This is a genomic window from Paucibacter sp. M5-1, assembly GCF_027498415.2.
Lineage (GTDB): Bacteria > Pseudomonadota > Gammaproteobacteria > Burkholderiales > Burkholderiaceae_C > Roseateles_E.
In genome coordinates this window covers 4,171,337-4,195,859 of sequence record NZ_JAPZLM020000001.1, presented here as the reverse complement: position 1 = coordinate 4,195,859, position 24,523 = coordinate 4,171,337, and the positions used below count along the sequence as shown (strand labels likewise).

At 70.2% G+C, this 24,523-nt stretch carries 23 protein-coding genes and 1 pseudogene; 8 read left to right on the top strand and 16 right to left on the bottom strand.

The window, feature by feature from the left end; translation table 11 throughout:
- Positions 1–39: 39 nt before the first annotated feature.
- Positions 40–456 (top strand): annotated as a pseudogene (locus tag O5M90_RS19825) (DUF3224 domain-containing protein).
- 62 nt (positions 457–518) lie between these two features.
- Complete coding sequence (locus O5M90_RS19820; RefSeq protein ID WP_269838331.1) at positions 519–845, top strand: antibiotic biosynthesis monooxygenase family protein; 327 nt, start codon at positions 519–521, stop codon at positions 843–845.
- Positions 846–884: 39 nt separating this feature from the next.
- On the opposite strand, the gene O5M90_RS19815 is transcribed toward O5M90_RS19820, so the two are convergent.
- Positions 885–1,310 carry a hypothetical protein gene (locus O5M90_RS19815; protein ID WP_440402284.1) on the bottom strand — a complete coding sequence of 142 codons (426 nt, stop codon included), beginning with the start codon at positions 1,308–1,310 and terminating at the stop codon, positions 885–887.
- A 237-nt stretch (positions 1,311–1,547) separates the two neighbouring features.
- Between O5M90_RS19815 and O5M90_RS19810 the strand changes: the two genes are divergently transcribed.
- Positions 1,548–2,342 (top strand): substrate-binding periplasmic protein, encoded by a 795-nt coding sequence (locus O5M90_RS19810; RefSeq protein ID WP_269838333.1) that lies wholly within the window; start codon positions 1,548–1,550, stop codon positions 2,340–2,342.
- A gap of 93 nt (positions 2,343–2,435) precedes the next feature.
- On the opposite strand, the gene O5M90_RS19805 is transcribed toward O5M90_RS19810, so the two are convergent.
- Entirely contained in the window at positions 2,436–4,073 is a 1,638-nt protein-coding gene (locus tag O5M90_RS19805; protein WP_269838334.1) for a winged helix-turn-helix domain-containing protein, read from the bottom strand.
- A 141-nt stretch (positions 4,074–4,214) separates the two neighbouring features.
- Here O5M90_RS19805 and O5M90_RS19800 point away from each other — a divergent pair, with 141 nt between their 5' ends.
- On the top strand, positions 4,215–4,805 hold the full coding sequence (locus tag O5M90_RS19800; RefSeq protein ID WP_269838335.1) for a PEP-CTERM sorting domain-containing protein: 591 nt from the start codon (positions 4,215–4,217) through the stop codon (positions 4,803–4,805).
- Positions 4,806–4,848: 43 nt separating this feature from the next.
- Positions 4,849–6,990, top strand: a complete 2,142-nt coding sequence (locus O5M90_RS19795) for a prolyl oligopeptidase family serine peptidase (RefSeq protein WP_269838336.1) — start codon at positions 4,849–4,851, stop codon at positions 6,988–6,990.
- 40 nt (positions 6,991–7,030) lie between these two features.
- On the opposite strand, the gene O5M90_RS19790 is transcribed toward O5M90_RS19795, so the two are convergent.
- Together O5M90_RS19790 and O5M90_RS19785 are read right to left on the bottom strand one after the other, a co-directional pair.
- Positions 7,031–7,939 (bottom strand): LysR family transcriptional regulator, encoded by a 909-nt coding sequence (locus tag O5M90_RS19790; RefSeq protein WP_269838337.1) that lies wholly within the window; start codon positions 7,937–7,939, stop codon positions 7,031–7,033.
- A 5-nt stretch (positions 7,940–7,944) separates the two neighbouring features.
- A complete protein-coding gene (locus O5M90_RS19785; protein WP_269838338.1) occupies positions 7,945–9,444 on the bottom strand; it encodes a CYTH and CHAD domain-containing protein in 1,500 nt (499 codons plus the stop codon).
- Between the two features lie 119 nt (positions 9,445–9,563).
- Between O5M90_RS19785 and O5M90_RS19780 the strand changes: the two genes are divergently transcribed.
- The 3 genes from O5M90_RS19780 to O5M90_RS19770 are packed head-to-tail and all read left to right on the top strand — an operon-like array spanning position 9,564 to position 12,350.
- The gene (locus tag O5M90_RS19780; protein WP_269838339.1) at positions 9,564–10,454 is read left to right on the top strand and encodes an MBL fold metallo-hydrolase; all 891 of its coding nucleotides are present in this window, start codon (positions 9,564–9,566) and stop codon (positions 10,452–10,454) included.
- Positions 10,448–11,107 (top strand): DsbA family protein, encoded by a 660-nt coding sequence (locus O5M90_RS19775; protein WP_269838340.1) that lies wholly within the window; start codon positions 10,448–10,450, stop codon positions 11,105–11,107. The genes O5M90_RS19780 and O5M90_RS19775 overlap by 7 nt, the downstream gene beginning before the upstream one ends.
- 58 nt (positions 11,108–11,165) lie before the next feature.
- Positions 11,166–12,350 carry an alkane 1-monooxygenase gene (locus tag O5M90_RS19770; protein ID WP_269838341.1) on the top strand — a complete coding sequence of 395 codons (1,185 nt, stop codon included), beginning with the start codon at positions 11,166–11,168 and terminating at the stop codon, positions 12,348–12,350.
- On the opposite strand, the gene O5M90_RS19765 is transcribed toward O5M90_RS19770, so the two are convergent.
- The 12 genes from O5M90_RS19765 to O5M90_RS19710 form a co-directional block, all read right to left on the bottom strand.
- Complete coding sequence (locus O5M90_RS19765; RefSeq protein ID WP_269838342.1) at positions 12,314–12,766, bottom strand: thioredoxin family protein; 453 nt, start codon at positions 12,764–12,766, stop codon at positions 12,314–12,316. The genes O5M90_RS19770 and O5M90_RS19765 overlap by 37 nt on opposite strands.
- 34 nt (positions 12,767–12,800) lie before the next feature.
- Positions 12,801–13,238 carry a GNAT family N-acetyltransferase gene (locus O5M90_RS19760; protein ID WP_269838343.1) on the bottom strand — a complete coding sequence of 146 codons (438 nt, stop codon included), beginning with the start codon at positions 13,236–13,238 and terminating at the stop codon, positions 12,801–12,803.
- A gap of 144 nt (positions 13,239–13,382) precedes the next feature.
- Entirely contained in the window at positions 13,383–13,907 is a 525-nt protein-coding gene (locus tag O5M90_RS19755) for a GNAT family N-acetyltransferase (RefSeq protein WP_269838344.1), read from the bottom strand.
- 17 nt (positions 13,908–13,924) lie between these two features.
- Positions 13,925–14,641, bottom strand: a complete 717-nt coding sequence (locus O5M90_RS19750; protein ID WP_269838345.1) for an SDR family NAD(P)-dependent oxidoreductase — start codon at positions 14,639–14,641, stop codon at positions 13,925–13,927.
- 65 nt (positions 14,642–14,706) lie between these two features.
- Complete coding sequence (locus tag O5M90_RS19745) at positions 14,707–15,168, bottom strand: YybH family protein (RefSeq protein ID WP_269838346.1); 462 nt, start codon at positions 15,166–15,168, stop codon at positions 14,707–14,709.
- Positions 15,165–15,602, bottom strand: coding sequence for a GFA family protein (locus O5M90_RS19740; protein WP_269838347.1), 438 nt, complete (start codon positions 15,600–15,602; stop codon positions 15,165–15,167). The genes O5M90_RS19745 and O5M90_RS19740 overlap by 4 nt, the downstream gene beginning before the upstream one ends.
- Positions 15,603–15,619: 17 nt before the next feature.
- Complete coding sequence (locus O5M90_RS19735; RefSeq protein ID WP_269838348.1) at positions 15,620–15,970, bottom strand: DUF2845 domain-containing protein; 351 nt, start codon at positions 15,968–15,970, stop codon at positions 15,620–15,622.
- Positions 15,971–15,991: 21 nt separating this feature from the next.
- The gene (locus tag O5M90_RS19730) at positions 15,992–16,357 is read right to left on the bottom strand and encodes a DUF1801 domain-containing protein (RefSeq protein WP_269838349.1); all 366 of its coding nucleotides are present in this window, start codon (positions 16,355–16,357) and stop codon (positions 15,992–15,994) included.
- Between the two features lie 31 nt (positions 16,358–16,388).
- Positions 16,389–18,020: an alkaline phosphatase D family protein gene (locus O5M90_RS19725; protein WP_269838350.1), complete on the bottom strand. Its 1,632-nt coding sequence runs from the start codon at positions 18,018–18,020 to the stop codon at positions 16,389–16,391.
- Between the two features lies 1 nt (position 18,021).
- Positions 18,022–22,056, bottom strand: a complete 4,035-nt coding sequence (locus tag O5M90_RS19720; RefSeq protein ID WP_269838351.1) for an alpha/beta fold hydrolase — start codon at positions 22,054–22,056, stop codon at positions 18,022–18,024.
- Complete coding sequence (locus tag O5M90_RS19715) at positions 22,013–23,806, bottom strand: hybrid sensor histidine kinase/response regulator (protein ID WP_269838352.1); 1,794 nt, start codon at positions 23,804–23,806, stop codon at positions 22,013–22,015. Before O5M90_RS19715 ends, O5M90_RS19720 begins: the two co-directional genes overlap by 44 nt.
- A complete protein-coding gene (locus O5M90_RS19710; protein ID WP_137942827.1) occupies positions 23,796–24,431 on the bottom strand; it encodes a response regulator transcription factor in 636 nt (211 codons plus the stop codon). Before O5M90_RS19710 ends, O5M90_RS19715 begins: the two co-directional genes overlap by 11 nt.
- Between the last annotated feature and the right edge of the window lie 92 nt (positions 24,432–24,523).

Sequence of the window (24,523 nt, the reverse complement as noted above, 5' to 3'; positions counted from 1 at the left end):
AGGCCCTGCCTTCAACACACCCGTCCCTGGAGCCACCCGATGAACCCAGCCACCGCCCCGCAGCAACTCGCCCTCGGCCAATTCAAGGTCAAGATCGGCCCGCCCGAGGCGATGAGCGCGCCGCCGGGCGCGGCGCCCCTGTCGCGCCGCTCGCTGGACAAGCAGTACGAGGGCGGGCTGCAGGGCCAGGCGCTGGGCGAGATGCTGGCGGCCGGCCAGCCGCAGGCGGGCGAAGCGGCCTATACCGCGCTGGAGTCCTTCAGCGGCACGCTGGACGGCCGTGCCGGCAGTTTCGCGCTGGCCCATCTGGGCCTGATGAGCGGTGAGCGGTAGGACCTGCGCATCGCCATCGTGCCCGGTTCGGGTCTGGGCGGGCTGGCCGGCATCAGCGGCGAGCTGCGGCTGCGCCTCGAAGGCGGCGTCCACCATTACGAGCTGAGCTACCGCCTGCCCTGAGCACGACCCGCAGGCCACATAATCGCGCTCCTTTCCTCCACGACCGGCGGCGCAGGATCTCGATGTACTCCTCCACCTTCATCTTCGCGACCCAGCAGTTCGACGAGGCCTTTCATCGTCTGGACCAGCAGATCGCGGCCCATGCCAAGACCATCCCCGGCTATCTGGGCGAGGAGAGCTGGAGCAATGCCGACACCGGTCTGGTCTCCAATGTCTATTACTGGGAGACGCTGGAGGCCTTGCAGCAGCTGATGCAACACCCCAGCCATCTGGAGGCCAAGGCCGCGCAGGCGCAGTGGCTGGCCGGCTACCAGGTGGTGATCTCGCAGGTGCTGCGCTGCTATGGCGATGCCAAGCTGACCGGCCTGCTGCCGAGCGCGTCTTTGTAGCCAGCCGTCCGCGTGTGACCGGCCGCATCAATCAATCAATCAGTTGGGGCGGCAACCGCCTTGCATCATCCGGCTCTCGATGGCGATGATGCGGTCATGGCTGCGGCCCACGGCGCCGGAGTTGTCGACATTGCTCTGGCGACTGCTGCGCACGGCCGCGTTGCGTTGCCCGAAAGCTTCGCCGCGCGCCCTGTTGAGCTGAGCGCAGTCGACCTGCTGGCCCACCGGCTGCCACTGCTCGCCTCGCTTCGATGCATCGCCGAAGCTGCCCAGACGAGCCTTCTCGGCATCGGCTCGTGCCTTCGCTTCCTTCTGGTCCTGTTCGGTCGGCCCGGGCGCGATGGTCAAGGACTTGCCCTGACCAGCACAAGGCAGGGTCTGGTAGCTCGCCTTGCCGTCGACCGTGCACTTGTAGACGCTCTGGCTCCAGGCATTGGCCAGGGGCAGCAGTGCGGCAAGGACCAAGACCGATGCGTGCAGAACAAGCGGGTTTGTCATCATGGCGCGGTGGAGGGTAGTTGAAGAGCTGGTGGCCGATCTGAGCGGTCTCCCTGATTGAAGTTGTGGGGCAGCTTCTCGGTCAATCGCCACGAGGGGGGATGAGCGTGCTGCAGTACCGGAATCCCGTGCCATACAAGCCTGAAACGCTGCGCTATCCTCAGTCCCGGCCAGCACCTTATTCCCGCGCTGGTCCTCGCGACCATGCTTGTGCCCCGGATCGCCCTGCTGCTCGGTCTGCCGCTGATGCTGACGGCAGCGGCGGCCCATACCCTCAGCGGCTGCGGTCATCATGCCTATCCGCCCTGGAACTGGGAGCATCAGGGCCAGATCATCGGCACCTGCGCCGACGTGGCGCGGCGCGCCTTCGCGGCCGCCGGGCTGACGCTGAAGCTGGACCATGTCGGCCCCTGGGCGCGCTGCCAGGCCCTGATCGAGCGCGGCGATGTCGACGTCAATATCTGCGCCTTTGACAACCCCAAGCGGCGCGAGACCTCGGTCATCGTCGAGCCCGCGATGGGGCGCAACGAGGCGGCCGTCTTCGTGCCGCGCGGCAGCCCGCTGACGTTCGAGCGCTGGCAGGACCTGCAGGGCCTGCGCGTGGGCATGGTGCATGGCGTCAGCCTGGGCGCCGAGTTCGATGCCTTCCTGCTGCAGCACACCCAGCTCGACCGCGCGCTCAGCGAAGCGCTCAATATGCGCAAGCTGCTGGCCGGGCGGCTGGACGCGGTGGCCACCGGACGCGAGCTGGGCCTGCTGACGCTGTCGGTGCTGGGCTGCCAGCACAAGATCCAGGCCCTGCCGCAAGCGGTGCTGGTCGGCGAGTTATTCATCCAGATGTCCAAGCGCTCGCCCCATCTGGCCGCGTTGCCCAAGGTGCAGGCCTTCCTGCAACGCCCGGACTACAAGACCCTGCTGACCCAGCTGCACCGCCACTACACCGAGCTCTACACCGCGCAGCAGGCCTCGGCGCCTATCGAGGCCTGCGCCTCGCACTGAGAGGCTGACAGGCAATCCAGCATGTCCGACAATTCAAGGGCGGGCCACGCGGTGAGCACATCACACCGCCCGGTCCGCGCGGCCTGCGGCTCTTCAGGGCAGTGGTGCCGAACCCAGGTAATCGGGCCGCCGGCCGGTGGCGCGCCAGAAGTCGACCAGGCCGAGGTCACGCATCAGCACGGCAAAGCCGGGCATCTCGCGCACCGGCGCCATCACCGGCAAGAACAGATGGCTGGTGAAGCGCCGGCGCACGTCGACATGCTGGGCCTGTCCCGCCGCCCAGACCGGCCCCGCCATCACCGGCCCGCGCTCCAGCAGGAAGGCTTCGCAGAACTGCAGCGCGCGCTCGACGTCGCCCAGCGCCGCCAGGTGCAGGCTGGCGGTGACGGCCATCAGCGGCCCACCCCGTGTCGCCGTTGTCGCCACCGCATCGGCGGCCGCCGCGCGAGCCGTGGCGCCACCGTCGACCAACGCGCTGTAGGCGCCGCGCAGCAGCGACTCCAGCGGCGGCGGCAGCATCGGCCGCGGTGCCGGCGCGCCCAGCATCTCCAGCGCACGGTCGGCGCGCCCGGTGAAGCCCAGCACACCGATACGCGCCATCCAGGTCGCCAGGTGTGCGGGCCGCAGCTCCAACGCCCGAGCGCCGGCGCGGTCGGCGTCGACGAGGCGGTCGTTCATCCAGTGCGCATAGATTGAACGGAAGGCGTAGCCGGCATGCAGCGGGTCCAGCGCTACCGTGCGCAGGCGCAGCGGGTAATGCTCGGCCAGCATGCCGCTGGCGGACAGCACCAGGCTCAGCGCGTCCAGCGCCGGCGCATGGTCGGGGTGCTCGTCCAGCACTTGGCGCAGGGCGTCGTGGATGCTGCCCCAGTTGCCGGTCGTGGGCTGCAGCAGGGCCAGCGCGGTACGCGCATGCGGCTGACGGGCATCCAACGCCAGCGCGCGCTGGGCCGCGTCGCGCACCTCGCCCAGGCGCGCCGCCATCTCGCCGGGCGGCGCGAACTCGGCGCCCTGGCGCAGCGCCAGAGCCAGCCGACCCCAGGCCTGCGCATGCGTTGGCGCCTGTAGCACGGCGTCGCGCAGCGGCTCGACGGCTTGACGGGCCCAGGCCGGGTCGGCCTCGCGCAATGCGCTGTCGCTGAGGTCAAACAGCGCCTGCAATCGCTTGGCCTCGCTCCGAGCGCTGGACACCGACCACCAGGCCAGCCCCGCCGCCGCGCTGCCGCCCAGCGCGCCGGCCACCCACAGCAGCCGGCGCCGGCCCGCCGACGCAGGCGGCAACTGCTGCGCTGGCGCCGACATGCCGCCGGGTGCCAGCGGGCCGCCCGACTCCGACGCAGCGGTCTCGACAGGTTCCTGCCGCGGGACTGGGGGCTCGAAGCCGCCAGGGGCCACCAGCTTGTAGCCAACCTTGGGGATGGTCTCGACTTCGACGCCCTTGCCGCCCACGCTGCCGGCCGCGCGCAGGCCGCGCCGCACGCCGGCGATGGCACGGTGGACCGCGTCGTCGCCCACCACCGTGCCATCCCAGCAGCGCGCCACCAGCAGGTCGCGCGACACCACGCCGCCGCCGGCGTCGGCCAGCGCCACCAGCACCTGCATCATGCGCGGCTCCAGGTCCACGCCCTGGGCCGGCCCGTCGATGCGCCGCGTTGACGGCCGGATCCGCAGCGCGCCCAGCGCGAAGTCCTGGCGTTCGGACAGCACGACGGGCGGCGGGGCAAGAGGCATCGCGCGGCTTCCTCGGCGGGGGCTCGGGCCGCCTCCATCGGAACCATATCAGACTTGCATCGGGTCTCCATCAGGCCTTGCGCAGGGCTCGGCCGCAGCATCGGTGCACCGCCAATCCGGCGGAAGCAATGGGAGTTCAACATGTCAAGACTTCAGCACTGGGCCCCGGCAGCGATCGCACTGGGGCTCTGCGCCACCGCCCAGGCCGGCAGCGTGGCCATCGAAGGCACGCGCAGCAACATCTCGGCCGGCGGAATACCCAACGGCCGTTGCGCACCGGCCATCACCGTCCTGTTCTCGCCCGGCGTCTTCATGGCCGAGGGCAGCAGCAATCTGGGCAACTTCCAGTACACGGCCAGCCATTGCATCGCGGCGCCGCCGCCCGGAAGCTATTTCGACGGCCAGTTCGAGTGGACCTTCGCCGACGGCACGGTCCACGGCACGCATGGCGGCACGCTCAGCGTCGGTGCCACACCCGGTGTGTTCGATGTTTCCGAGCAGATGGTCTTCACCGGCGGCACCGGCCGCTACGCCGGCGCCAGCGGCTACGCCAATGCCATCGGCACGCTGCAGTTCGGCATGCATCAGGGCCAGCCGGCCAGCTTCGGCAACGTGGCCTTCAGCGGCGAGTTGATCGCCGCGGCGGTACCGGAGCCCGCCAGCGGGCTGATGATGGCCGTGGCGCTGGGCGCGGCCGGCCTGCGCGCGGCGCGCAGACGCCTGAGGGACTGAGGGACTGAGGGCCGGAGCGCCGATGCGCTGAGGAGACCCGTCCATGACTCTTGATCGCCGCACCCTCCTTGTTGCCGCAACAGCGCTCATGGCTGCACCGCGGGCTTCCGCCCGACCGCAGCCTGCGAAGGCCGCACGCATCCAGCCGGTTGTGGACGACTATTTCGGCACCCGGGTCACCGATCCCTACCGGTGGATGGAGGATCCTCAGGATCCCGACTGGCTCCCTTATCTCGAATCGCAGAATGCTGCGACGCGGTCGGCGCTCGATGCCATTCCTGGCCGCGCGGCGCTGGCGCAGAAAATCTCCGCACTCTCCGGCGATACCGCGGTGACAAGCCGCGTCAAGCCGGTCGGTGAGCTGCTCTTCTATGAGCAAAGGCCGGCCGGTGCCGACAACTTCAAACTGTTCGTGCGGGGCTCCGACGGCCATATCCGCCTGCTGATCGACCCGACCATGATGAAGATGGGCGGCGCCCATGTCTCGCTCGACTGGTGGGAGCCTTCGTTCGATGCTCGCCATATTGTGTACGGCCTGTCGGCAGCCGGCTCCGAGGCCTCGATCTGCCATGTCATGGAGGTAGTGACCGCCAAACTGCTACCGGAACGAATCCCGAACACCGACTATGGCGTCACCGGCTGGCTGCCCGATAGCAGCGGCTTCCTCTATACCGTCTTCGTCAACAAGCGCGGCACGCCCGAGTTCTATCTGGACAGCGAGCTCCGGCTGCACCGGCTGGGCGCTGATCCAAAGACCGATACGCTCGTGCTGAAGCGCGGGCTCTATGCGGAGCTGCCGATGGAACGGGTGCAGTTGCCAAGCATCCAGACCCTCCCCGGGTCAGACATCGCGCTCGTGACGGTCTCCGACATCCGGCAAGAGAAAGCCATCTGGACCGGGCGGCTCGCCGGCCTGATCGCCGGCAAGCCCATGCTGACCCAGGTCGCCGGCTTCGATGATCTGGTGACCTCGGCCGCGGTAGCCGGTGATGATCTGTACCTGCTCGCCCATCGCGGCGCGATCCGAGGGCGTGTCCTGAAAACCTCGCTGACCCGGCCTGATCTCACCGCCGCGCGCGAGGTGGTCCCGCAGGGGCCGACCGTGATCGAGCGCCTGAGCTCTGCCCGAGATGGCGTCTATGTCACGATCATGGATGGCGGTGTCCAGCGCCTTGCACGGCTGGCCGGCGGGCGCGTGGCGGCCATCGATCTGCCATTCGAAGGCACGATCGGCGGCGTGTTCACGACGCCGGAGCACGACGGCGCCTATTTGTGGCTCGCCGGCTGGCTGGAGCCCAGCGGGATCTGGCGGGTCGGCGCCGACGGCAGCGTCACCGATACCGGGCTGAATCCGCGTCCGCCGATCGATACCGCGCCCTACGAAGCACGGCGCGGTTTCGCGAGCGCCAAGGATGGCGTGAAGATCCCCTACACCTTGCTCTACCGCAAGGGGCTGACGCTGAACGGCGCCAACCCGGTACTCGTCACCGCCTACGGCGCCTATCAACTTCCATTGACACCGCAGTTCTCATCCGCTCGACTGCCCTTCCTCGATGATGGCGGCGTCTATTGCGTCGCCCATGTACGAGGGGGCGGCGAATATGGGCGCGAATGGCACAAGGGTGGGCAAAAGCAGACCAAGGCCAATACCTGGCGAGATCTGATCGCCGTCTGTGAGGGCTTGATTGCCGCGAAGGTGACGAGTCCTGCCAGGCTCGCAATCATGGGCGGCTCAGCTGGCGGCATCACCGTGGGACGCGCGCTGACCGAGCGACCTGAACTCTTTGCAGCAGCCATATCGGATGTCGGCTGGACGAATCCGATCCGCTATACGGCCGAACAGAACGTCTCCGACATCGAGGAATGGGGGCCAATGATTGACGCGAAGAGCTTTCGCATCATATACGACATGGATGCCTATCAGGCGATACGCGACGCCGTGTCCTACCCTGCGGTGCTGTGCATGACCGGCGTTACCGATCCCCGCGTGGCTCCCTGGCATGTCGCCAAGTTCGCCGCCCGCCTGCAGGCCGCGACGGTCAGCGGCAATCCAGTGCTGCTTCGCGTCGACTTTGATGCCGGTCATGGCATCGGTTCCACCCGCAGCCAGCGCATCGCCATGGCGGCGGACGTGTATGCCTTCGTCTTGTGGCGGACGGGGGCGAAGAGATATCAGCCGGGGTGAATGCCTGTGCGTGCCAGGCCGCCGCAGCGCCCTACCGCGCTCAGATGGCATCCCAATAAGGCCGCTGGGCATCGAACTGCCCGGCCAGGAAATCGACAAAGGTCCGCAGCAGCAGGGGCTGGTGGCGCCGGCTGGTGTAGACCGCGTGGATGCCCAGCTCGTCCGGCTCCCAGCCGGGCAGCAGGCGCTGCAGCGCGCCGCTGGCCAGCAGCGGGCCGGCCAGATAGGTGGGCAGCAGGCCGATGCCGGCGCCGGCCAGCACCGCCTGCAGCAAGACCATGGCCTCGTTGGCGCGCAGACGCGGCGGCGGCAGCGCCAGGCTGACGCGCTCGGCGCCGCGCTGCAGGCGCCACTCGTCACTGCCAAAGCGGGCATGGCCCGCAACATCGTGCTGAGCCAACTCGGCCGGCAGCTCGGGTGTGCCGCGCCGCGCCAGATAGGCCGGCGCGGCGCAGACCACCGAGCGGCAGACGCTCAGGCGCCGCGCGATCAGGGCCGGGTCGAGCTGGTTCGTGATGCGCAGCGCCAGATCGATGCGGTCCTCGACCAGATTGACCGCATGCTCGGAGGCCAGCAGCTCGATCTGGGTCTGCGGATGCTGCTGCAGGAACACCGCGACCGCCGGGGCCAGGTGCTGCTGGGCGAAGGACATGCTGGCGGTGATGCGCAGCCGGCCGCTGACGCTTTGATGGCGCGCGCCGGCCACCTCGCGCGCCTCTTCGGCCAGCTCCACCATCTGGCGGCAACGCGGCAGCGCCTCCAGCCCGGCGTCGGTCAGGCTCAGGCGCCGGGTGCTGCGCTGCATCAGCCGCGCGCCCAGCCATTGCTCCAGCGCCTCCAGATGGCGCGAGGCCATGGCCCGCGAGATGTCCAGCGCCTCGGCGGCCGCCGTCAGGCTGCCGCGGTCCACCACCTCGACAAAGACCTGCATGGCCTGCAAGCGGTCCATCGCCCTCAGCCCTGCTTTGCCAGCTTGCGCATCAGCGGCACGAGTTCGCGCAGGCGCTGATCATGGAGGGCCTGCAGCCAGCCCAGCGCGAAGAAATGGCGGGCTTCGCCGCCACCATCGCCGCCGTCCTGCCGCAAGGCCAGCGCCAGGTCGTTGAGCTCACCCAGCGCCTGCTGCGCAGCGGCCAAGCCGCGCGACCAGCGCTTCAACTCGCCGGGCTCGAACAGGCCGGCGCTGAACTCCAGCGCGTAGCGCAGGCGCTTGATGCGCTTGCGCAAGCGGTGACGCTGAGACTCGTCCAACGCAGCAAAACGCTTGGCATCGGCGCGCAGCACCTCGCTCCAGCTCTGCAGGCGCCGGCGCAGCGCCGGCCTCAGCTTGGCCTCGGCCTCGGGCGCCGCAGCCAGCTCGGCAATCCGGCTCATCAGCGTCAGCAGCAGCATCTGGCCGCTGCGACCACGCAGCAGCAGGGCCGGACTTTCGGCGGGCGCTGAACTCGCGAGCGCCGGCGCCGCCTCCGGCCAGTGCGCCCGCAGCGCCGCCGCCAGCTCGGCCGACCAGGGGCTGTCGCGCTGCACATCGCCGTCGCGCGCCGCGCCCAGGCCGCGGAACAGCGCGGCGCTCAGCTCGGCCAGCGTCTCGTCATCGGCCGCCGCATCCAGGCCCTTGAACAGCGCCAGCGCGCTGCGCAGCCGCCGCAGGCCCACACGCAGCTGGTGCAGATGCTCGGGCGCAAACAGGCCATCGGCCAGCTGGCTGGCGTTCGGCAGGATCTGCTGCAGGCAGGCCAGCAACACCGCGTGCAGGCCCTGGGCCGGCGTGCTGCCGCGCTGCAGCTGGACGGGCCGCGCGCCGACCGGCGGCGCCATCGCCTCGGCGCGGGCCAGCATATCGCCGCGCTGGGCCTTGGTGCGCTGGTCCAGCCACAGGCCCAGGCGCAGGGCGTGGCGCTGGGCCACCTCCAGCACCGCCTGGGGCGCGCCGCTGAGCAGCTCGATCTCCAGTTCGCAGACCGGCAGGCGCTGCGGGCCGCCGGCAGCCCCATCGGCGATCAGAAAGCCCTCGTCGAAGGCCAGCTCAACGACACCGCGCCGCGTGCGCAGCGGCCGCTTCAGCCGCCAGATATCGGTGCGAAACAGGCAGACCAGCGCATCGGCAGGCAAGCCGGCCAGCAGCGCCAGCAGGCGCTCGCCGGCCGGATGGCCGGCATGGCGGGCGGCCTCCAGCGCCGGCAGGGCCGCGCTGCGATCACTCAGAGCGACGTTGTGCTCCAGCCGCGTCATGCCGTCCGCGCCGGCGCCCTTGAGCGTCTGCACCCAGCGCGGCCCCTCGCGCCGCAGCCGCAGCGCCAGGCCGGCGCGGGCCAGGTCGCGGGCCGGCGTGTCGAAGTAGGCCGCCTGCAGGCGCTGGCGCCGTGCCGGCGGGTTGGCACCACCGGCCACCCAGCGCCGCAGCGCCTCGCGCCGGACGGCCGGGACCTGGAATTTGAGTTCGATTTCGTTCATGGCTTGCTCGCTATTTGCTCGAATCATGCAACAAACAATCGACTGACATGCTGTTTATCGATTGATTCGGCGCAAATACAGTTGATCCCATCGCAACGCAGCTCCCCACAGGACACCCCATGAAGCATCTGCCCTCCTTCCTGAAGCACCTCGGCCTCGTCGCCGCCCTGGGCCTGTCGGCCGCGACCGCCGGCGCCCAAACCGAGCCCGCCCCGCTGGAGCTGAAGGTCATCAACCACGGCCCGGCCAGCTTCCATGTCAACTCGGTGCTGGTGCTGGGCGCCAAGGAAGCCCTGCTGCTGGACGCCGGCTTCACCCGCGCCGATGCGCTGCGCGTGGCCGCCGCCGTGCTGGACAGCGGCAAGACCCTGTCCACCATCTATGTCTCGGCCGCCGACCCCGACTATTACTTCGGGCTGGAAGTGCTGAAGCAGGAATTCCCGGCCGCCCGCATCGTCACCGCCGCACCGACACTGAAGAAGATCGAGGCCTCGCTGCCGACCAAGCTCAAGGTCTGGGGTCCGCGCCTGGGCGCCAATGCGCCGCGCCAGCCCGTCATCCCCGAGCTGATGAGCGGCACCACGCTGAGCCTGGAAGGCCGGACCCTGGAGGTGCGTGGCCTCTCCGACGCGCTGGCGCACCGCAGCTATGTCTGGATCCCCTCGCTGAAGGCCGTGGTCGGTGGCGTCAACAGCTTCGGCGGCCTGCATGCCTGGACGGCCGACACCCAGAGCGTCGCCGAGCGCGCCGCCTGGGTCGCCAAGATCGACGAGCAGCTGGCGCTGCAGCCGGCCGTGGTCGTGCCCGGCCATATGCTGCCCGGCACGGTGCAGGATGCCTCGGTGCTGCGCTACACCCGCGACTATCTGCAGCGCTTCGAGACCGAGCTGCCGCGCGCCGCCAACGCCGCCGCGCTGATCACGACGATGCAGGCCGCCTATCCGCAGGCCGGCCTGGGTATCGCGCTGGACATCGGCGCCAAGGTCAACAAGGGCGAGATGAAATGGTGAGCGGGACCGGCGCTGCCCTGCTGCACTATGTCTACGACCCGCTGTGCGGCTGGTGCTACGGCGCCGCGCCGCTGGTCCATGCGGCCAGCGAGCTGGCCGGCCTGCGCCTGCATGGCGGCGGCATGTTTGCCGGCGCCGCCCGGCGGCCGGTGACGCCCGAGCTGCGCGCCTATGTCGGCCCGCACGACCGGCGCATCGCCGAGCTCAGCGGCCAGCCCTTCGGCAGCGCCTATACCGACGGCCTGCTGAAGGACCCGGACGCGATGCTGGACTCGGAGCCGCCGATCACTGCGGTGCTGGCCGCCACCGAGCTGGCCGGTGCCCACGCGGCGCTGGCCCTGCTGGAGCGGACCCAGCGGGCCCACTACATCGAAGGCCGGCGCATCGCCGAGCCCGGCGTGCTGCGCAGCCTGGCGGTCGAGCTGGGGCTGGACGGCCCGGCCTTCGACGCCGCCTACCAGCGGCAGGCCGGCCCGGCCACCCAAGCCCATCTCCAGGCCTCGCGCCAGCTGCTGCAGCAATCCGGCGGCCAGGGCTTCCCGACCCTGCTGCTGCAGACCGCAGAGGGCCGCATGCGCCGCCTGGACATCGGCCGCTTCCACGGCCAGCGCCTGGCCTGGTTGGCGTATCTGCGGCAGGCGCTGCAGGGCTGAGGCTCCCCGCGACCATCCCGGCTTGACCGGGCCGGGCCGGCGGGCGCAGCATCGCGCCATGCCGGCCCTCCCCGCCTCCGCCCCGCCCTGGCGCGATTCCAAGCGCTGGTGGTGGCTGCTGTCGCCGGCGCTGCCGGGCCTGATCTGGCTGAACCTGCTGCGCTTTGTCGAGACCGGACAGGTCTTCTGGCTGTGGCTGTCGCCGGCCGTGATGTATGGGCTGATTCCCTTGCTGGACGCGCTGCTGGGCCCCGATCGCAGCAGCCCGCCGGAGTCGGCGGTGCCGGGTCTTGAGCGCCGGCTCTGGTACCGCGCCATCGTCGTCGCCTTCGTGCCGCTGCAATACGGCATGACGATTTACGGCGCCTGGATCGCCACGAGCCAGGCGCTGACACCGCTGGGCTGGATAGGTCTGATCCTCAGCGTCGGCGGCATCAACGGCATCGCGATCAACACCGCCCATGAACTGGGCCACAAACATCCGGCCTGGGAACGCTGGCTGGCGCGCGTCGCGCTGGCGCCGGTCGCCTACGGGCATTTCTATATCGAGCACAACCGCGGCCACCATCGCCGCGTCGCCACGCCCGAAGACCCGGCCAGCGCGCGCCTGGGCGAGAGCTTCTGGGTCTTTCTGCCCCGCACGATGGCGGGCAGCCTGCGCTCGGCCTGGGCGCTGGAACGCGCCCGCCTGGCCGGCCGGGGCCTGGGCGTCTGGCATTGGCGCAATGAATGCCTGCAGGCCTGGGCGATGACGGTGCTGCTCTACGGCGCGCTGGCCGCCTGGCTGGGCCCGGGCGTGCTGGCCTTCCTGGCGGTTCAGGCCTTTTACGGCGCCTCGCTGCTGGAGGTCGTCAACTACATCGAGCACTACGGCTTGCTGCGCCCGCCCGGGCCGGACGGCCGGCCGCTACGCTGCCGGCCCGAGCACTCGTGGAATTCCAGCCACCGGGTGTCCAACCTCTTTCTCTACCAGTTGCAGCGCCACAGCGACCACCACGCGAACCCGGCACGCCGCTACCAGGCGCTGCGCCATGTCGAGCAGGCGCCGCAGCTGCCCTCCGGCTATGCGGCCATGCTGCTGCTGGCCTATCTGCCGCCGCTGTGGTTTCGGGTGATGGATGAACGGGTGATGCGCCACTATGGCGGCGTGCTGGAGCGGGCCAATCTGCAGCCGGGCCGCGAGGCGGCGCTGCGCTCGCGCTTTCCTCAGCCGCCCTTGGCCACCTTGGCGAAGAAGTCGTAGATCGCCTGATCGCCCATCTGGCGCGCATTCGAGAGCTCACCAGCCTTGGTGGCATAGATCGGTTTGCCCTCGGACGACAGCAGGGCCACCGCCGGGATGCCCTTTTTCAGCACCACGCCATAGGCTTCGGCGATGTCGGTGTTCTTCGTGAAACGACCCACATCGACCTTGACCACCCGGAAGTTTTGGGCCATCAGCGCTGCGGCAGCGCCGCTCTTGAACGCCATGTCCAGCACCTTGCAGTCGCCGCACCAGTTGGCGCCAAACACCACCAGCACCGGCAGCTTGGCGCGCTGCGCCTCGGCCAGCGTCGTGGCGATCTCGGTCTTGGCATCGGCCGCCTCGTCATAGGGGCCGGGGCTGGCCATGGCCACCGAGGCGGCGGCCAGCAGGATCAGGGCAAGAGTCTTGCGCAAGATGGGTTCTCCTCGATAGGTGGCGCCGAGGATATCAGGGCCGCTGCAACTCCAGCCGCAACTCGCCGGTGTCGGTGCGCCCCACCTGGCGCCAGCCGCGCCGCTCGTAAAAGCCCAGCGCGCGCGTGCCCGGCCCGGTGGTCAGCCACAGGATGTCCAGGCCCTGGGCCCACAGCCAGTCGATCATGGCCTCGTGCAGCCGTGCGCCATAGCCCCGGCCCTCGGCCTCGGGGGCGACGAACAAGGCCCAGATATTGCCGGTCTGCGCATTGCCGATCGCGAAAGCCTGCACCACGCCGGCCTCGTCCTCGACCACCCAGCCGCGCCCCGTGACCTCGATCTCGGCGCGCACCTCCTCGTCGCTGATGCGCCCCGGCGCCAGCGTGTTCTCGCGCACCGCGTAGCGCACCCGCCACAGCGCCGGGATGTCCGAGGCGAGCGCTTGGCGCAGCGATCCGGTGTTCGCGCTCATTGGCACTCCTGCATCAGGGGTCGGGTCTTGCTCATGGGCTGGCGGCGGCGAAACGATGCCCGATGGTGCGGGACGGCCGGGCCGGTGTAAAGCCCGGCGAACAAGGTCTTGCGCCGCCGGCCGGCTTCAGGCCACGGCCGACCTCTAGAACAGCCGGTACCAGAACAGCGCCAGTTCGTCGGTGGCGCCCGGCAGGGCCCGGTAGAGGCCGCCGTCAAAGCCCATCAGCACAAAGCCGCAGCGCTCATACAGACGGCAGGCGGCGACATTGCTGTCCTGGGTTTCCAGCATCAGGCCGGCCAGGCCCTCGGCCCGGGCCCAGGCGACGGCATCGCCGATCAGCGCGGTGGCCGCGCCCGAGCGGCGCCAGGCCCTGTCGACCACCAGGTTGTCGATCACCGCCAGGCCGTTCCAGCCGTGCGACAGATCGATGCGACCGATCGCCTGCTCGCCGCTGTAGGCAAGCCGTATCAGGTCAGACGGCTCATCGTCCGGTTCGTCGGCATAGGATTTCTCGTAAGCCTGTTCAAGCGCCTGTATCCGGTAACCGAGCCGGCCGTCCTGCAGACTCGGCACCAGTCTTTGCGAGACGCGAAAACTGCCATCGAACTGCAGGGCGGCCTCGGGCGCCTCGTGGCTCACCGTGATGATGCGCAGCATCGATTTCATCTCTTGTCGCTCGGCAGTCAAAAACGTGGGTCCAGCAGCGCCGGCAGCACCAGCTCCTTGACGAAGGACGCATCCGACAGGCTCAGCAGCGCCCGGGTCAGCAGCAGCACATCATGCACTGGCACCAGCTGGCCCGCGCCACGCGCGGCCGCCTCGGCCACCGGCCGGTCCAGTGCGTCCTCGGTATTGAGATAGCCCAGCTGCAGGCAGGTGACGGCCAGGCGCTGTGCCCGGAAGCCCTCGCGCAAGGCCTCGGCAATGCCACGCAGCGCATGTTTGGAGGCGCCGAAGCTCACCTCGGGTCGGCCGCTGCCGGGCAGGCCCGAGGTGGAGCCGGTCAGGATGATGTGGGGCTTGGCCGCGCTCAGCAGCCGGGGCAGCAGGCGCTTGAGCAAGAGGATGGCCGCGACCGTATTGGTGTTCAGCAGCTCGATCAGCGCTGCGTCCTCGTCGGCCAGGAAGTCGTAGTCCTCGCCGAAGGCACGCGACTCCCAGAGCCCCAGGTTGTAGATGATCACGTCCAGCGCCGCCGGGCACTGGGCTTCGATCGCATCGACCGCCGCGCGCGGATCGGACAGATCGGCGACGATCCAGTCCTGCGTCACCCCAGGTCCCCCACTCAACGCCGCCGGCCGCGAGCGCGACACGCCGATCACGGTATCGCCGTCCTGACCCAGGCCCTCGACAAAGGCGCGCCCCAGCCCTTTGCTGGCGCCGACCACAAGAATTTTCATGCGGCGATTGTAGAAATCCCACCCCGCCGGACGGGCGACGGACGCACGGTCGTCGCCGCGACGCCCTACTGGGATATCAGCGTGTTCTGATCATGGACCAGCTTCCAACCGTCCGCCTCCTTGCTGAACACCAGGCTCAGCAGATAGCGCAGCCGGTACTCGGCGCCCTGCACGTCCTTGTCGCGGTAGTCCACCTCCAGCACCGCCACGCCGGTGTGGGCGTTCGCGCTTGAACTGACGATGCGGTAGGACCAGTGCCAATCGCCGTCGGCCAGCCAAGCCCGCAGCGCCTTCCTGAAGTCGGCGCTCGAGACCGTGAGCCGGCCGTTGGGCCGCACAAAGCTCAGCGTCGGCGCGGTGGTGAGCGTGGCCTCGAAGGCGGCCCAGTCGCGGCGGTCGATCGCCGAGAGGTGCTCGCTCAGCGCCGCCTCGAAGGTCGCCGGGCCGGCCGGCGCCCAGCCCGGCAGCGCCAGCAGCAGGCCGGCGGCCAGACGGTGCCAGCGGCGCGGTGTTCTGAGAGCCCTCATGCGGACTGCGGCGGCGCCTGCGCCGGCAGCGACAGCTGGTTCTCGGGCGATCCCGGGATGGTGGGCAGCTCGGCCAGCCAGGGCATGGCCGAGTGCTGCCAGATCTGCACGGCGGGCGTGAGCTGGGCGCGTTGCTCGACGCAGCCCAGGCGGATGATGACCGAGGCCGGGTTCTCGAGCGCGCTGCCGTAGAGCGGTGTGCCGCACTCCGGACAGAAGACCTGGGCGCGGCGCGCGCCGCTCTGCGCCACTTTGACATAGGTCCTGGGCTGGCCGCGCAGCACGAAGCTGGCGATGGGCGCGGCCACCACGGCACGCAGCGGCGCGCCGGACAGGACCTGGCAGTCCGCGCAGTGGCAGATCATCACCCGCGAGGGATCGATCTCGGCGCTGAAGGAGATCGCGCCGCAGTGGCAGGCACCGTTGATATGCATCGGTGATGACCTTCTCGCTACTTGGGCTGCCGCCCGTAGCGTATCGACTGGACCACGCCGGCCCGGAAGCGGACCGTGGCCATCAGATTGCCCGGCCCCCGGTCGTACAACCATTCCTCGATCGGCTGGCAGGGCACATGGGCCCCGGCGATCGGCGCCGGCACCGGATTGGCCGTGCCGGCGTAGTACACCGGTTCGCAATAGGCGTCGGAGAGCAGGGGCCGGCCGCATTTGTGCAGCACCGAGAGCTTGGAGTCGCCTTCCGCCGCGCTGGCGCCCTCGCAGCGCAGGGATTCGGCCTGTGCACTGGGCACCGGGCCGACCAGCGAGAGGAAAAGGAGGATCAGGACGATGCGAGAAATACCCATGCTGTGCTCCTGGACAGGTTCTCAGGCCCCGCGCTTGGCCGCCTGCAGCGCCAGCGGCAGGTAGTCGGCCAGCCGCTTGCTCTGCAGATCGGACAGGGTGCGCAGCTTGATGTGCCGACGCCCCTTGCCCGCGCCTTCCAGATGACCGAAGACATCCGCGATGCCCGCGCCCCTGCCGAACTCGACCGAGACATGCGCTTGGTAGGCAAAGACGCCACAGAACTGAATACCCGATGAGAACAGGATGCCGCCGTACTTGAGCTCTTCCGCAAAAGGCTGGCACTGCGCCCTCACCAGGCCACGAACCGCTTCAACGATCTGGTAGCGCTCTTCGCTGACAAGCCGGATGTCTTCCAGCAGGGTTTGCACAGATTTGTTGTTTGCCATCTCGGGATCCAGGAAAAGTTGAGTGACAGGGCTAGGCCAGGCCCGTCAGTTCGAACACCCCATCGGCGGCCGGCAGCTCGGTGGCCTCGTGCAAGGGCCGGCGCGCCCGGTCGAACCACAGTTCCAGCCGCCCCCCGCGCTGGCGCAGCAGCGCAAAGCCGTCGCCCGGAAAATCGGCCCAGGCACTGACCGTGCAGCGCAAGACCTGGCCCCCGGGGCCGGGGAAGGTGAAACTCTCGGGCGCGGCGAAGTCCTCGGCATTGGTCACCGCGAAGGGCCAGGGCGTGTAGAGCCCCGAGCTGTGGATGGAATGCAGCCGCACCGGCGCCGGCTCGTCGGCCACCGCCTCGATGCAGGCGGAGACATGGCCCGAACGATGCTCGTCGCCGGACAGGAACACCACATCCTGGGCCTGCTGCGCCCACAGCTCGCCGAGCAGCCAGTGCAGCGTGGCCGGATAGCCGTCCCAGGCGTCGGAGCGCAGCGCGCTGGCCGGATGCTCGGCGCTGCTGCGCCGGCGCGGCAGCAGCAGCGAGCCGCTGAGCACAAAGCGCGGCCGGCCTGGCGTGGCCGCCAGCCAGACGCTCAAGGCCTCGCGCTGCGGCCGCTCCAGCAGCTGGGCCTCGGCCAGCAGGTCGACGCGGCGCGGCCCGCGCTCGGTGCGCGAGTCGGCCATGAAAAAGGCCGCGCCGCGCCAGTCGAAGCTGTGCCAGAACAGGCCGTGCGGCGCACGCCGGCTTGGCGCGGCGTCCCAGCGATGGGTCCAGGCGGCCTGGGTGGCGCGTTTAAAGAAGTGGCCTGCATCGCGGCCGCCCGGCGCGGCGGGATTGGCGATGGGCTCCCAGTTGTCCTGGATCTCGTGATCGTCGGGCATGTGGACGATGCGCTCCAGGCTGGGCGGCAGATGCCGCATCAGGCCGGCCTTGAAATGCTGATACGGCTTGCCGTGCCGCTCCACGCTGTTGACCGGGTCGAAGAAGCCGCCGCTGGCATCGGCATAGACCTGGTCGCCGGCCAGCAGCAGCAGCGAGACCTCGGCGCCGGCCGCCGGGCCGCGCGCGAAGGCGAGCAGGCGCGCCAGCGAGGCCTCGGCGGGGCTGGCCAGGCTCGGGTCCTGCTCGGCGCCGGGGCTGCGGTCCAGCAGGCCCGGCGGGTACTGGCAGGCGGCCAGCACCAGGCTCAGGTCCTCGCCCGCCTGATCGCCAGCCGGCCGGCGCAGCAGGGCATGGCGCAGCTCAAGCGCCGGCACCGCCAGCGCCTCGGCCAGGCTGCGCGCGATCGCCGCGTCGGCATCGACATCGTCGGGCTCCAGATGGCCCTCGTGGCTTTGCGCACGCAGATCGGCATAGACCAGCAGGCACAGCAGGCCGGCGTCGGGCGCGTCGGGCAGCCAGGCCAGCGGCAGCTCGCTGCGCAGCGGCGTGCCGGGGTCGCCGGACTCCGGCCTCACAAAGGGCAGCCGGTGCGCCGGCCCCAGCGCCTGGGCGCCGTGCGCCTCGCTCCAGCGCACCGGCAGCCAGGCCCAGCAGCGCGGCCAGCCGAGCTCGGGGCGCAACTGGGTCAGCACATGCAGATGGATGCCGTCATCGGCGGCCGCGCGCTCCAGGCGCGTCAGCGGCGGGAAGGCGCAGAAGGTCTTGGACTCGAAGCGGCGCAGATCCACGTCAGTCCTCCTTCAGGAACGCAATGATGTGCGGAAACACCCGGGTGCCGGCATGGCGGCCGATCAGGCAGTCCTGGTGGCCATGGCCGGCAATCATCCGGTAGCGGTAACGGCCGGGGGCCAGGTGTTGATAGAGATCGGCGGTCAGCTCGCCGCTTTCGCTCTGGCACAGGCCGTTGTCCTGGCCGTGCACCGACAGCACCGGGAAGGCCTGCAGCAGGGCCAGGCTCTTGGCCATATCGTCCAGATAGAGGCTGGCGCCGGCCCAGTCGGTGATCTCGTTGCTGCGCGCGAAGTTGATGGCCTGGGCCACCGTGTCCATGTTCAGCGGGCCGAAATGATCGTCGATGTAGTCAAACACCGGCTGATCGACATTGGCAATCGCGAAGTCGCGGCCGTACAGCAGGTCCATGCGGTGGCGGGTCGCGGTCCAGGGTGTCTTGCGCAGGCTCGGGAACGGCGGGTTCTCGATATCGAACTCCTCGTCGGGATAGGGCAGGCTGGCCAGCAGCCGGTCAATCAGCTGGTCCATCAGGCCCTGCGGCCCCTCCGGTCTGAACGCGAAGTCCTGCAGCGGCAGATAGGGCCGCAGATACTGCATCATGAAGGCGCGCAAGGTATTGGTCGGCGAGAAGATCATCTTCGGCGTGACCTGGGAGATCACCAGCCGGCGGATGCTCTGGCGCAGCCGGCTGCGCAGCGCATAAAAGTGCTCGAAGGGCTGCTCGCGCTCCTCCAGCAGAGCCATGTGCAGCATCACCGAGCCCATGCAATGGGCCAGCACATCGAGCTGCAGCTGGCCGGTGGCGCGCAGCACATGGTCGACCGCCAGCGGGATGTCGTTGAACGCCGCCTCCTCGAAGGTCCAGGGCAGGGTCGCCGTGGGCATGCCGGCGCTGGTGCGCATGTCCAGCAGCCAGACGTCGTAGCCGGCATCCCACAGCAGCTTGGCCGGGCCGGGCTGCACCGAGTGGTGGGCGAAGGTGGTGCCGCTGGCGCTGTAGCCATGCAGCATCAGCACCGGCCGCGCGTCCGGCCGGGCGGCACGGTAGCGGGTCAGGCGCAGCATGACTGGCGTCTGGTCCTGCACGGCGACCTCGCTCGTGATGGGCTGGCGGCTCAGCCCCGCCTCGCCGCGCCGGCCGGCGGCCAGCTCCTGGATCTCGGGCAGCGGCAGGCCCGGCACCGCGCCGGGCAGGCGCTCGATCACGCGGGGCGGTGGCGCATCGGGCTTGCGGAAGCTCCAGACATGGATGCCTATCATCAGCCGCGCGACAAAGGCCAGCAACGAGCCGATATCGCGGATCGCGCTGGGCGAGTCCTGCGCCTGGGTCAGGCGCAGCAGCGGCACGCGCTGGCGCGCCAGGTAGAACAGGTCCAGTTCGAGCTCGGCCTGCGGGGCATGGCCGACCGGCAGGAAGGGCCCGCTCTCCAGCCGCATCCGGCTCAGCTGCTTCCAGGGATTGCCGCGCCGCGTGTAGCTGATGCGCTTGGCGCCATGCAAGGCGAGCCCGGCCAGGCCGGCGGCCCAGGGCGGCGTGGCCCCGGCCTCGCCGAGCTGCAGGCGGTACTCCATCAGCCGAACCTCGCCGCCATGGCTGGCCAGCGCGCGGGCATTGCGCCACTGCTCGCGCGCCCATTGCCACAGCGGGCGCGGCGCGCGCTCGGGCGCGCGGTTCTGACTCAGCCGCTCCAGCAGGGCCTGGCCGGCATCGCGCCAGCCGCGGTTGAGGAACCAGGCGCGCAAGGCATTGCAGCGCCGGGTGCGCGCGGCCAGCGGCAGGCGGTGGAAGATGAGCAGCTCGGCGCTGGCCAGCGGCGCCACCCACAGCGCGTCGGCATCGGCCCGCTCGGCATGCATCCACAGCTTGCCCTGGCCCGTCTGTCCGTTGGCCGGGCTGCCGGCCTTGACCACCATCCAGCGGCCCGGCGAATCGGGATCGGGCTGGGCCTCGAACAGGCGCAGCCGGCTCTCGCCGCCCGGTCGGGTCCTGAGCCGCCGCCCGGGGCCGGCGCGCAGCAGCTGCTGCACGGCCACCGGCTCGAACACCAGGGTCAGCTCCATGCAGACCACGCCCGAACCCGGCGCACCGGGAAGGCGCACAAAGCCGCTCATGCGCTCGCGGAACTCGGCCATCGTCGGCAGCTGGGGCCGGACCTTGTCGGCGGGCACCTGGCGGTAGACCGGGCGCGGCCCCGGCTTGGGCAGGGCCAGGTCTTGCCCCTGCAGCCCCCATTGCCGCATCAGCGCCTCCAGCGCACGCAGCGCCAGCGCGGTGATGGTCAGCGCCGGATTGATGCCCAGCGCGCTGGGCATGATGGCGCCGTCCAGCACCACCAGATCCTCGTAGACCACGGCGCCGGCGCGGCCGCGGTAGACCTGACCCCATTCGTTGACCACGCCCAGCGCGGCATGGTCGGCCATCGCGCAGCCTCCTAGCGGGTGCACGGTCAGCATGGGCCCGCGCGCGCCGCCCAGCAGATGTTCCAGATCGGGCGGCAGCAGCCGCCACAGCGGATTGGCCAGCAAGCGCGCGCCCTGGGTCCGCAGCCGTGCGTCTAGCCAGGCATGGCGCGCGGCCACCCGCGCATCGTCCTTCAGCTCGGGCCAGTGCACCGAGGCCAGACCCTCGCCCAAAGCGCCGGGCTCAAGCAGGCGCAGCTGGCCCTGGGCGCTGTCCAGGCCCATGATGGCCAGCGGCAGCATGCGCGCCGTGGCCTCGGGGCGGACCGTGTAGGGATCGTCGAACTCGATATCGGCGCCATGGTGGCTGTCGTCGGGGCGGGCCAGGCCGTCCAGGCAATCGGCCAGCACGAAGCTCTCCTCCCAGGCCCAGCGCAGCGCGCCGGGAATGGCCAGGTCTTGCACAACGAAGTCTTGCTCATCACGCACATCGAGCATCGCGGTAATCGTCGGGCCGACGCCGCGCGCGTTCGGCACCTGGGTTTCGTCGGCCACCGCATCCAGCGCCTGCGGGGCCTGCACGGCAGCGGCCAGCACATCGCCGTTGCCGGAAAACTGATGACCCAGCCGGTCCGACAGGGCCAGGCCGGCGGCGCGCGAGCGCAGCAGGATCTCGGTCGAGCCCAGGCTGCCGGCCGCCAGCACGACACGGCGGGCGCGCAGCGCGAAGGGTTCGAGCTGGCGGCGGCGCAGGAACTCGTCGGTGTGGTTGACCAGCACGGTCCAGCCACCCGCTTCCAGGCGCTCCAGCCGCAGCACGCTGGCGCCGCTGATCAGGCGCACGCCGCGCTGCCGGGCCTGCAGCAGCAGATTGGTGTCCAGCGACGCTTTGGCGCCATGGTTGCAGCCGGTCGCACAGTCGCCGCAGGCAATGCAGCGGTTCAGATCCAGGCCGGCCGGGCTTTGCGGCTGCTCGTCCAGCGCCACCGTGATCGCCGGCCGGCGCGTGGCCGCGTCGCCAAGCTGCTGCAGCCACAGCGCGCGCTTCGGGCGATAGCTGGCCAGCCGGTCTATCGTGTTGGGCCGCCCCGCGCTGTCCAGGCTGCCCAGCAGGCGCCCGGCACGCTCGTACCAGGCCCTCATCTGCTCAGGGGCCTGGCGCAGCGCCTGCGGCCAGGGCGATTGGCTGAACACCTCGGGCCGCGCCGGCTCCATCACGCCGGCATTGATCAGCGAACCGCCGCCCAGACCGTTGGCCAGCACGACGTTGACATCGGGACCCAGGCGCAGATCGAACAGCCCTTCCCAGCGTCCGGACGGCGTCGCGGCGGCCGGTGTCGCAAAGCGCACATGGCCGGGCAGATCGGCCATGCGCTCGGGGAACTGACCGGCCAGATATTCGCGGCCACGCTCTAGCACGACGATGCGCTGGCCCGGGCAGCGCGACAGTTCGGCGGCGGCGGCCGCGCCGCCATAGCCGCTGCCGACGATCAACACATCGACATCGAAGCCATCCTCGGCACGCGGCTGCTGCTGCAATTCATGCAGCAGGATCTCCAGCCCTTCGGACAGCCAGCGGCGCGCGGTCTCAGGTGGCGGGGCTGGCGGCGCCCCGGGCTTGTGCTGCTGCATCTCTGCCTCTCCCTCGTTCCGCCATGGCCGCCTCGATGGCGGTCACCAGTTGTTCCGCCGATACCGGTTTGTGCAGCAAGGTCAGGCCCGCCTCGTGAGCCTCGCGCAGGCGCTCGGGCGCGGTGTCGCCGCTGATCAGGATGGCCGGCAGCCCCGGCACGGCTGAGCGCAGCGAGCGCGCGGCGGCAATGCCGTCGTCGCCGCCGCGCAGACGCAGATCGGCCAGCAGCAGATCGGGCGGGTTGCTGAGGCTCTTGACCATGGCCTCGCGGGTGCTGCCCGCCAGCACCACCTCGCAGCCATAGCCGGCCAGCAGGGTCTGCATCGCCAGCCGCACCGGCTCCTCGTCGTCGATCACCAGCACACGCAGGTTCAGCAAGCACTGCGCCGCAGCTTCCGGCGCGGCCGGCATGGCCTGTGACTCGGCCGCCGCGATGCTGAGGCTGAAGCAAGACCCGACGCCCAGCTTGGAGTCGACGGCCAGATGCAGGTCCAGCAGATCGACCAGGCGGCTGACGATGGACAGGCCCAGGCCCAGGCCCTTGGCGCGGTCGCGCTCGGGATTGCCGACCTGGTAGAACTCCTCGAAGATATGTGCCATCTCGGCCTCGGCGATGCCGGCGCCACTGTCGTGCACCGCGACGCGCCACAGCTCGCCCTGGCGCTCGGCCGTGATGCGCACGCCGCCCGCCTGGGTGTACTTGATCGCGTTGTCGATCAGATTGCGCACCACCCGCTCCAACAGCATCGGGTCGCTCTCGACATAGGCGCCGCCCGGGCAGTCCAGGCTCAGGCTCAGCCCTTTGCGGGTGGCGGCCGGTGCGAACTCCTGCTGCAGCCGCGCCAGCCAGCTCGACAGCGAGAACACCTCGTTCGTGACCTGCACCACCTGGGCATCGAGCTTGGAGATGTCCAGCAGCGCGTCCATCTGCGAGGCCAGCGAGCGCAGCGCGGTGTTCATGTGCTTGGCGATGTCGGCGCTGGCGGCGTCCAGCGGCCGCATCGTCAGCGCCGCGCCGAACAGCGACAGCGTGTGCATGGGCTGGCGCAGGTCATGGCTGGCCGAGGCGAAGAAGCGGGTCTTGGCGCGGATTGCCGACTCGGCCTGCTGCAGCGCCAGGCGCAACTGCTGATTGCTCTTGAGCTGCTGGGCGCGGATCGTGACCGACTCGACAAAGACCCGGTAGGCGTCGCGGGCCAGGCTCACCAGAATCCAGCCAAAGCCCAGAATCAGCGCCCCCAGCACCAGCTCGATCCAGGTCACCGCATGGACGCCGCCGCCGCCGCTGACCCAGGCCAGCGCATTGGCCAGCGTGACCGGGCCGATGAAGACCAGCAGCACCGGCAGGTAGCCGGCGGTGGTCGCCACCGAGCCGGCGCACAGGCCCAGCAGCACAATGGTCTGCACCATGCGCTGGTAGTCCGACAGATAGGGCGCGAAGGCCAGCGAGGCACTGAACACCACGCCGTTGAGCGCGCTCAAGGCCACCGCCCATTGCAGGCGCCGGCGTACCGGCACGTCGTCGAGCCGGGGCAAGCGCCCTAGCGCCCACCAGCGCAGCGCCAGCACCGCAAACACCAGGGCCACCCACAGGCCGGAGAACCAGGGCGAGACCTTGTCGCCGGCCATCAGCGCGATCACCACCGCCGACAGGCCGACCGGATAAGGCACGCGCCGGCCCTGCTGGGCCAGCAGCTGCAGCAGCGCGTCGTCGACACCGACCTGCTCGGGCGCCCGTTCAATCGCCATGGGCGAGCTCCTGATGCCAGTGCGGCAGGCCGGGCCAGCCCTGGGCGGCCAGCAGATACAGGGCCTGGACCCGGTCGCTGACCCCCAGCCGCGCCCACAGCGCCGCGATATCGGCCCGCAGGCCGGCCAGGCTGCGACCCAGCCGCGCCATCTGCACCGGCTCGGGCAGGCCTTGCAGCAGCAGCTGCAGCAGGCGGCGCTCGGCCGGCGCCAGCTCGGGCGCGCTGGCCGGCTTGGCGCTCAGCAGCATGGGCGGCAGGTAGACGCCCAGATCCAGCACCTGCTGCAGCGCCTGCATGCTGCTGCTCGGGTCTATCGTGCCGGGCAGGTAGCCGGCGGCGCCGGCGGCCAGCGCCTCGCGCATCAATTCAGCGTCGGGCACGTCCGACAGCGCCACCAGCACCGCGCCGGCAAAGCGCTGGCGCAGCAGCGGCAGCGCCGCGCAGCGCGCGGGGCCGCTGCAGCCCAGCTTGACCAGGATCAGGTCGGGCTCGTGCTCGAAGGCGGCCGGCAACTGCTCGACGCCGGCCAGCTCCTCCAGCCGGGCGCTCGGGCGCAGCACCTGCAGCAAGACCCGCAAGCCCTGTCGGAACAGCGCTTGGTCAGCGATGATGAGGATGCGCATTCGGTTCGGTCCCTGTCAACGATTCGGCGTGCCGCCTTGTTCTGATTTTTTCGCACGCCGCGCACCATACCACCGGCCCGTGGCCGAGCACA

Coding starts and splice junctions, on each gene's coding strand:
- O5M90_RS19820 (WP_269838331.1), top strand. CDS start 519: ATGTACTCCTCCACCTTCATCTTCGCGACCCAGCAGTTCGACGAGGCC.
- O5M90_RS19810 (WP_269838333.1), top strand. CDS start 1,548: ATGCTTGTGCCCCGGATCGCCCTGCTGCTCGGTCTGCCGCTGATGCTG.
- O5M90_RS19805 (WP_269838334.1), bottom strand. CDS start 4,073: ATGCCTCTTGCCCCGCCGCCCGTCGTGCTGTCCGAACGCCAGGACTTC.
- O5M90_RS19800 (WP_269838335.1), top strand. CDS start 4,215: ATGTCAAGACTTCAGCACTGGGCCCCGGCAGCGATCGCACTGGGGCTC.
- O5M90_RS19795 (WP_269838336.1), top strand. CDS start 4,849: ATGACTCTTGATCGCCGCACCCTCCTTGTTGCCGCAACAGCGCTCATG.
- O5M90_RS19790 (WP_269838337.1), bottom strand. CDS start 7,939: ATGGACCGCTTGCAGGCCATGCAGGTCTTTGTCGAGGTGGTGGACCGC.
- O5M90_RS19785 (WP_269838338.1), bottom strand. CDS start 9,444: ATGAACGAAATCGAACTCAAATTCCAGGTCCCGGCCGTCCGGCGCGAG.
- O5M90_RS19780 (WP_269838339.1), top strand. CDS start 9,564: ATGAAGCATCTGCCCTCCTTCCTGAAGCACCTCGGCCTCGTCGCCGCC.
- O5M90_RS19775 (WP_269838340.1), top strand. CDS start 10,448: ATGGTGAGCGGGACCGGCGCTGCCCTGCTGCACTATGTCTACGACCCG.
- O5M90_RS19770 (WP_269838341.1), top strand. CDS start 11,166: ATGCCGGCCCTCCCCGCCTCCGCCCCGCCCTGGCGCGATTCCAAGCGC.
- O5M90_RS19760 (WP_269838343.1), bottom strand. CDS start 13,238: ATGAGCGCGAACACCGGATCGCTGCGCCAAGCGCTCGCCTCGGACATC.
- O5M90_RS19755 (WP_269838344.1), bottom strand. CDS start 13,907: ATGAAATCGATGCTGCGCATCATCACGGTGAGCCACGAGGCGCCCGAG.
- O5M90_RS19750 (WP_269838345.1), bottom strand. CDS start 14,641: ATGAAAATTCTTGTGGTCGGCGCCAGCAAAGGGCTGGGGCGCGCCTTT.
- O5M90_RS19745 (WP_269838346.1), bottom strand. CDS start 15,168: ATGAGGGCTCTCAGAACACCGCGCCGCTGGCACCGTCTGGCCGCCGGC.
- O5M90_RS19740 (WP_269838347.1), bottom strand. CDS start 15,602: ATGCATATCAACGGTGCCTGCCACTGCGGCGCGATCTCCTTCAGCGCC.
- O5M90_RS19735 (WP_269838348.1), bottom strand. CDS start 15,970: ATGGGTATTTCTCGCATCGTCCTGATCCTCCTTTTCCTCTCGCTGGTC.
- O5M90_RS19730 (WP_269838349.1), bottom strand. CDS start 16,357: ATGGCAAACAACAAATCTGTGCAAACCCTGCTGGAAGACATCCGGCTT.
- O5M90_RS19720 (WP_269838351.1), bottom strand. CDS start 22,056: ATGCAGCAGCACAAGCCCGGGGCGCCGCCAGCCCCGCCACCTGAGACC.
- O5M90_RS19715 (WP_269838352.1), bottom strand. CDS start 23,806: ATGGCGATTGAACGGGCGCCCGAGCAGGTCGGTGTCGACGACGCGCTG.
- O5M90_RS19710 (WP_137942827.1), bottom strand. CDS start 24,431: ATGCGCATCCTCATCATCGCTGACCAAGCGCTGTTCCGACAGGGCTTG.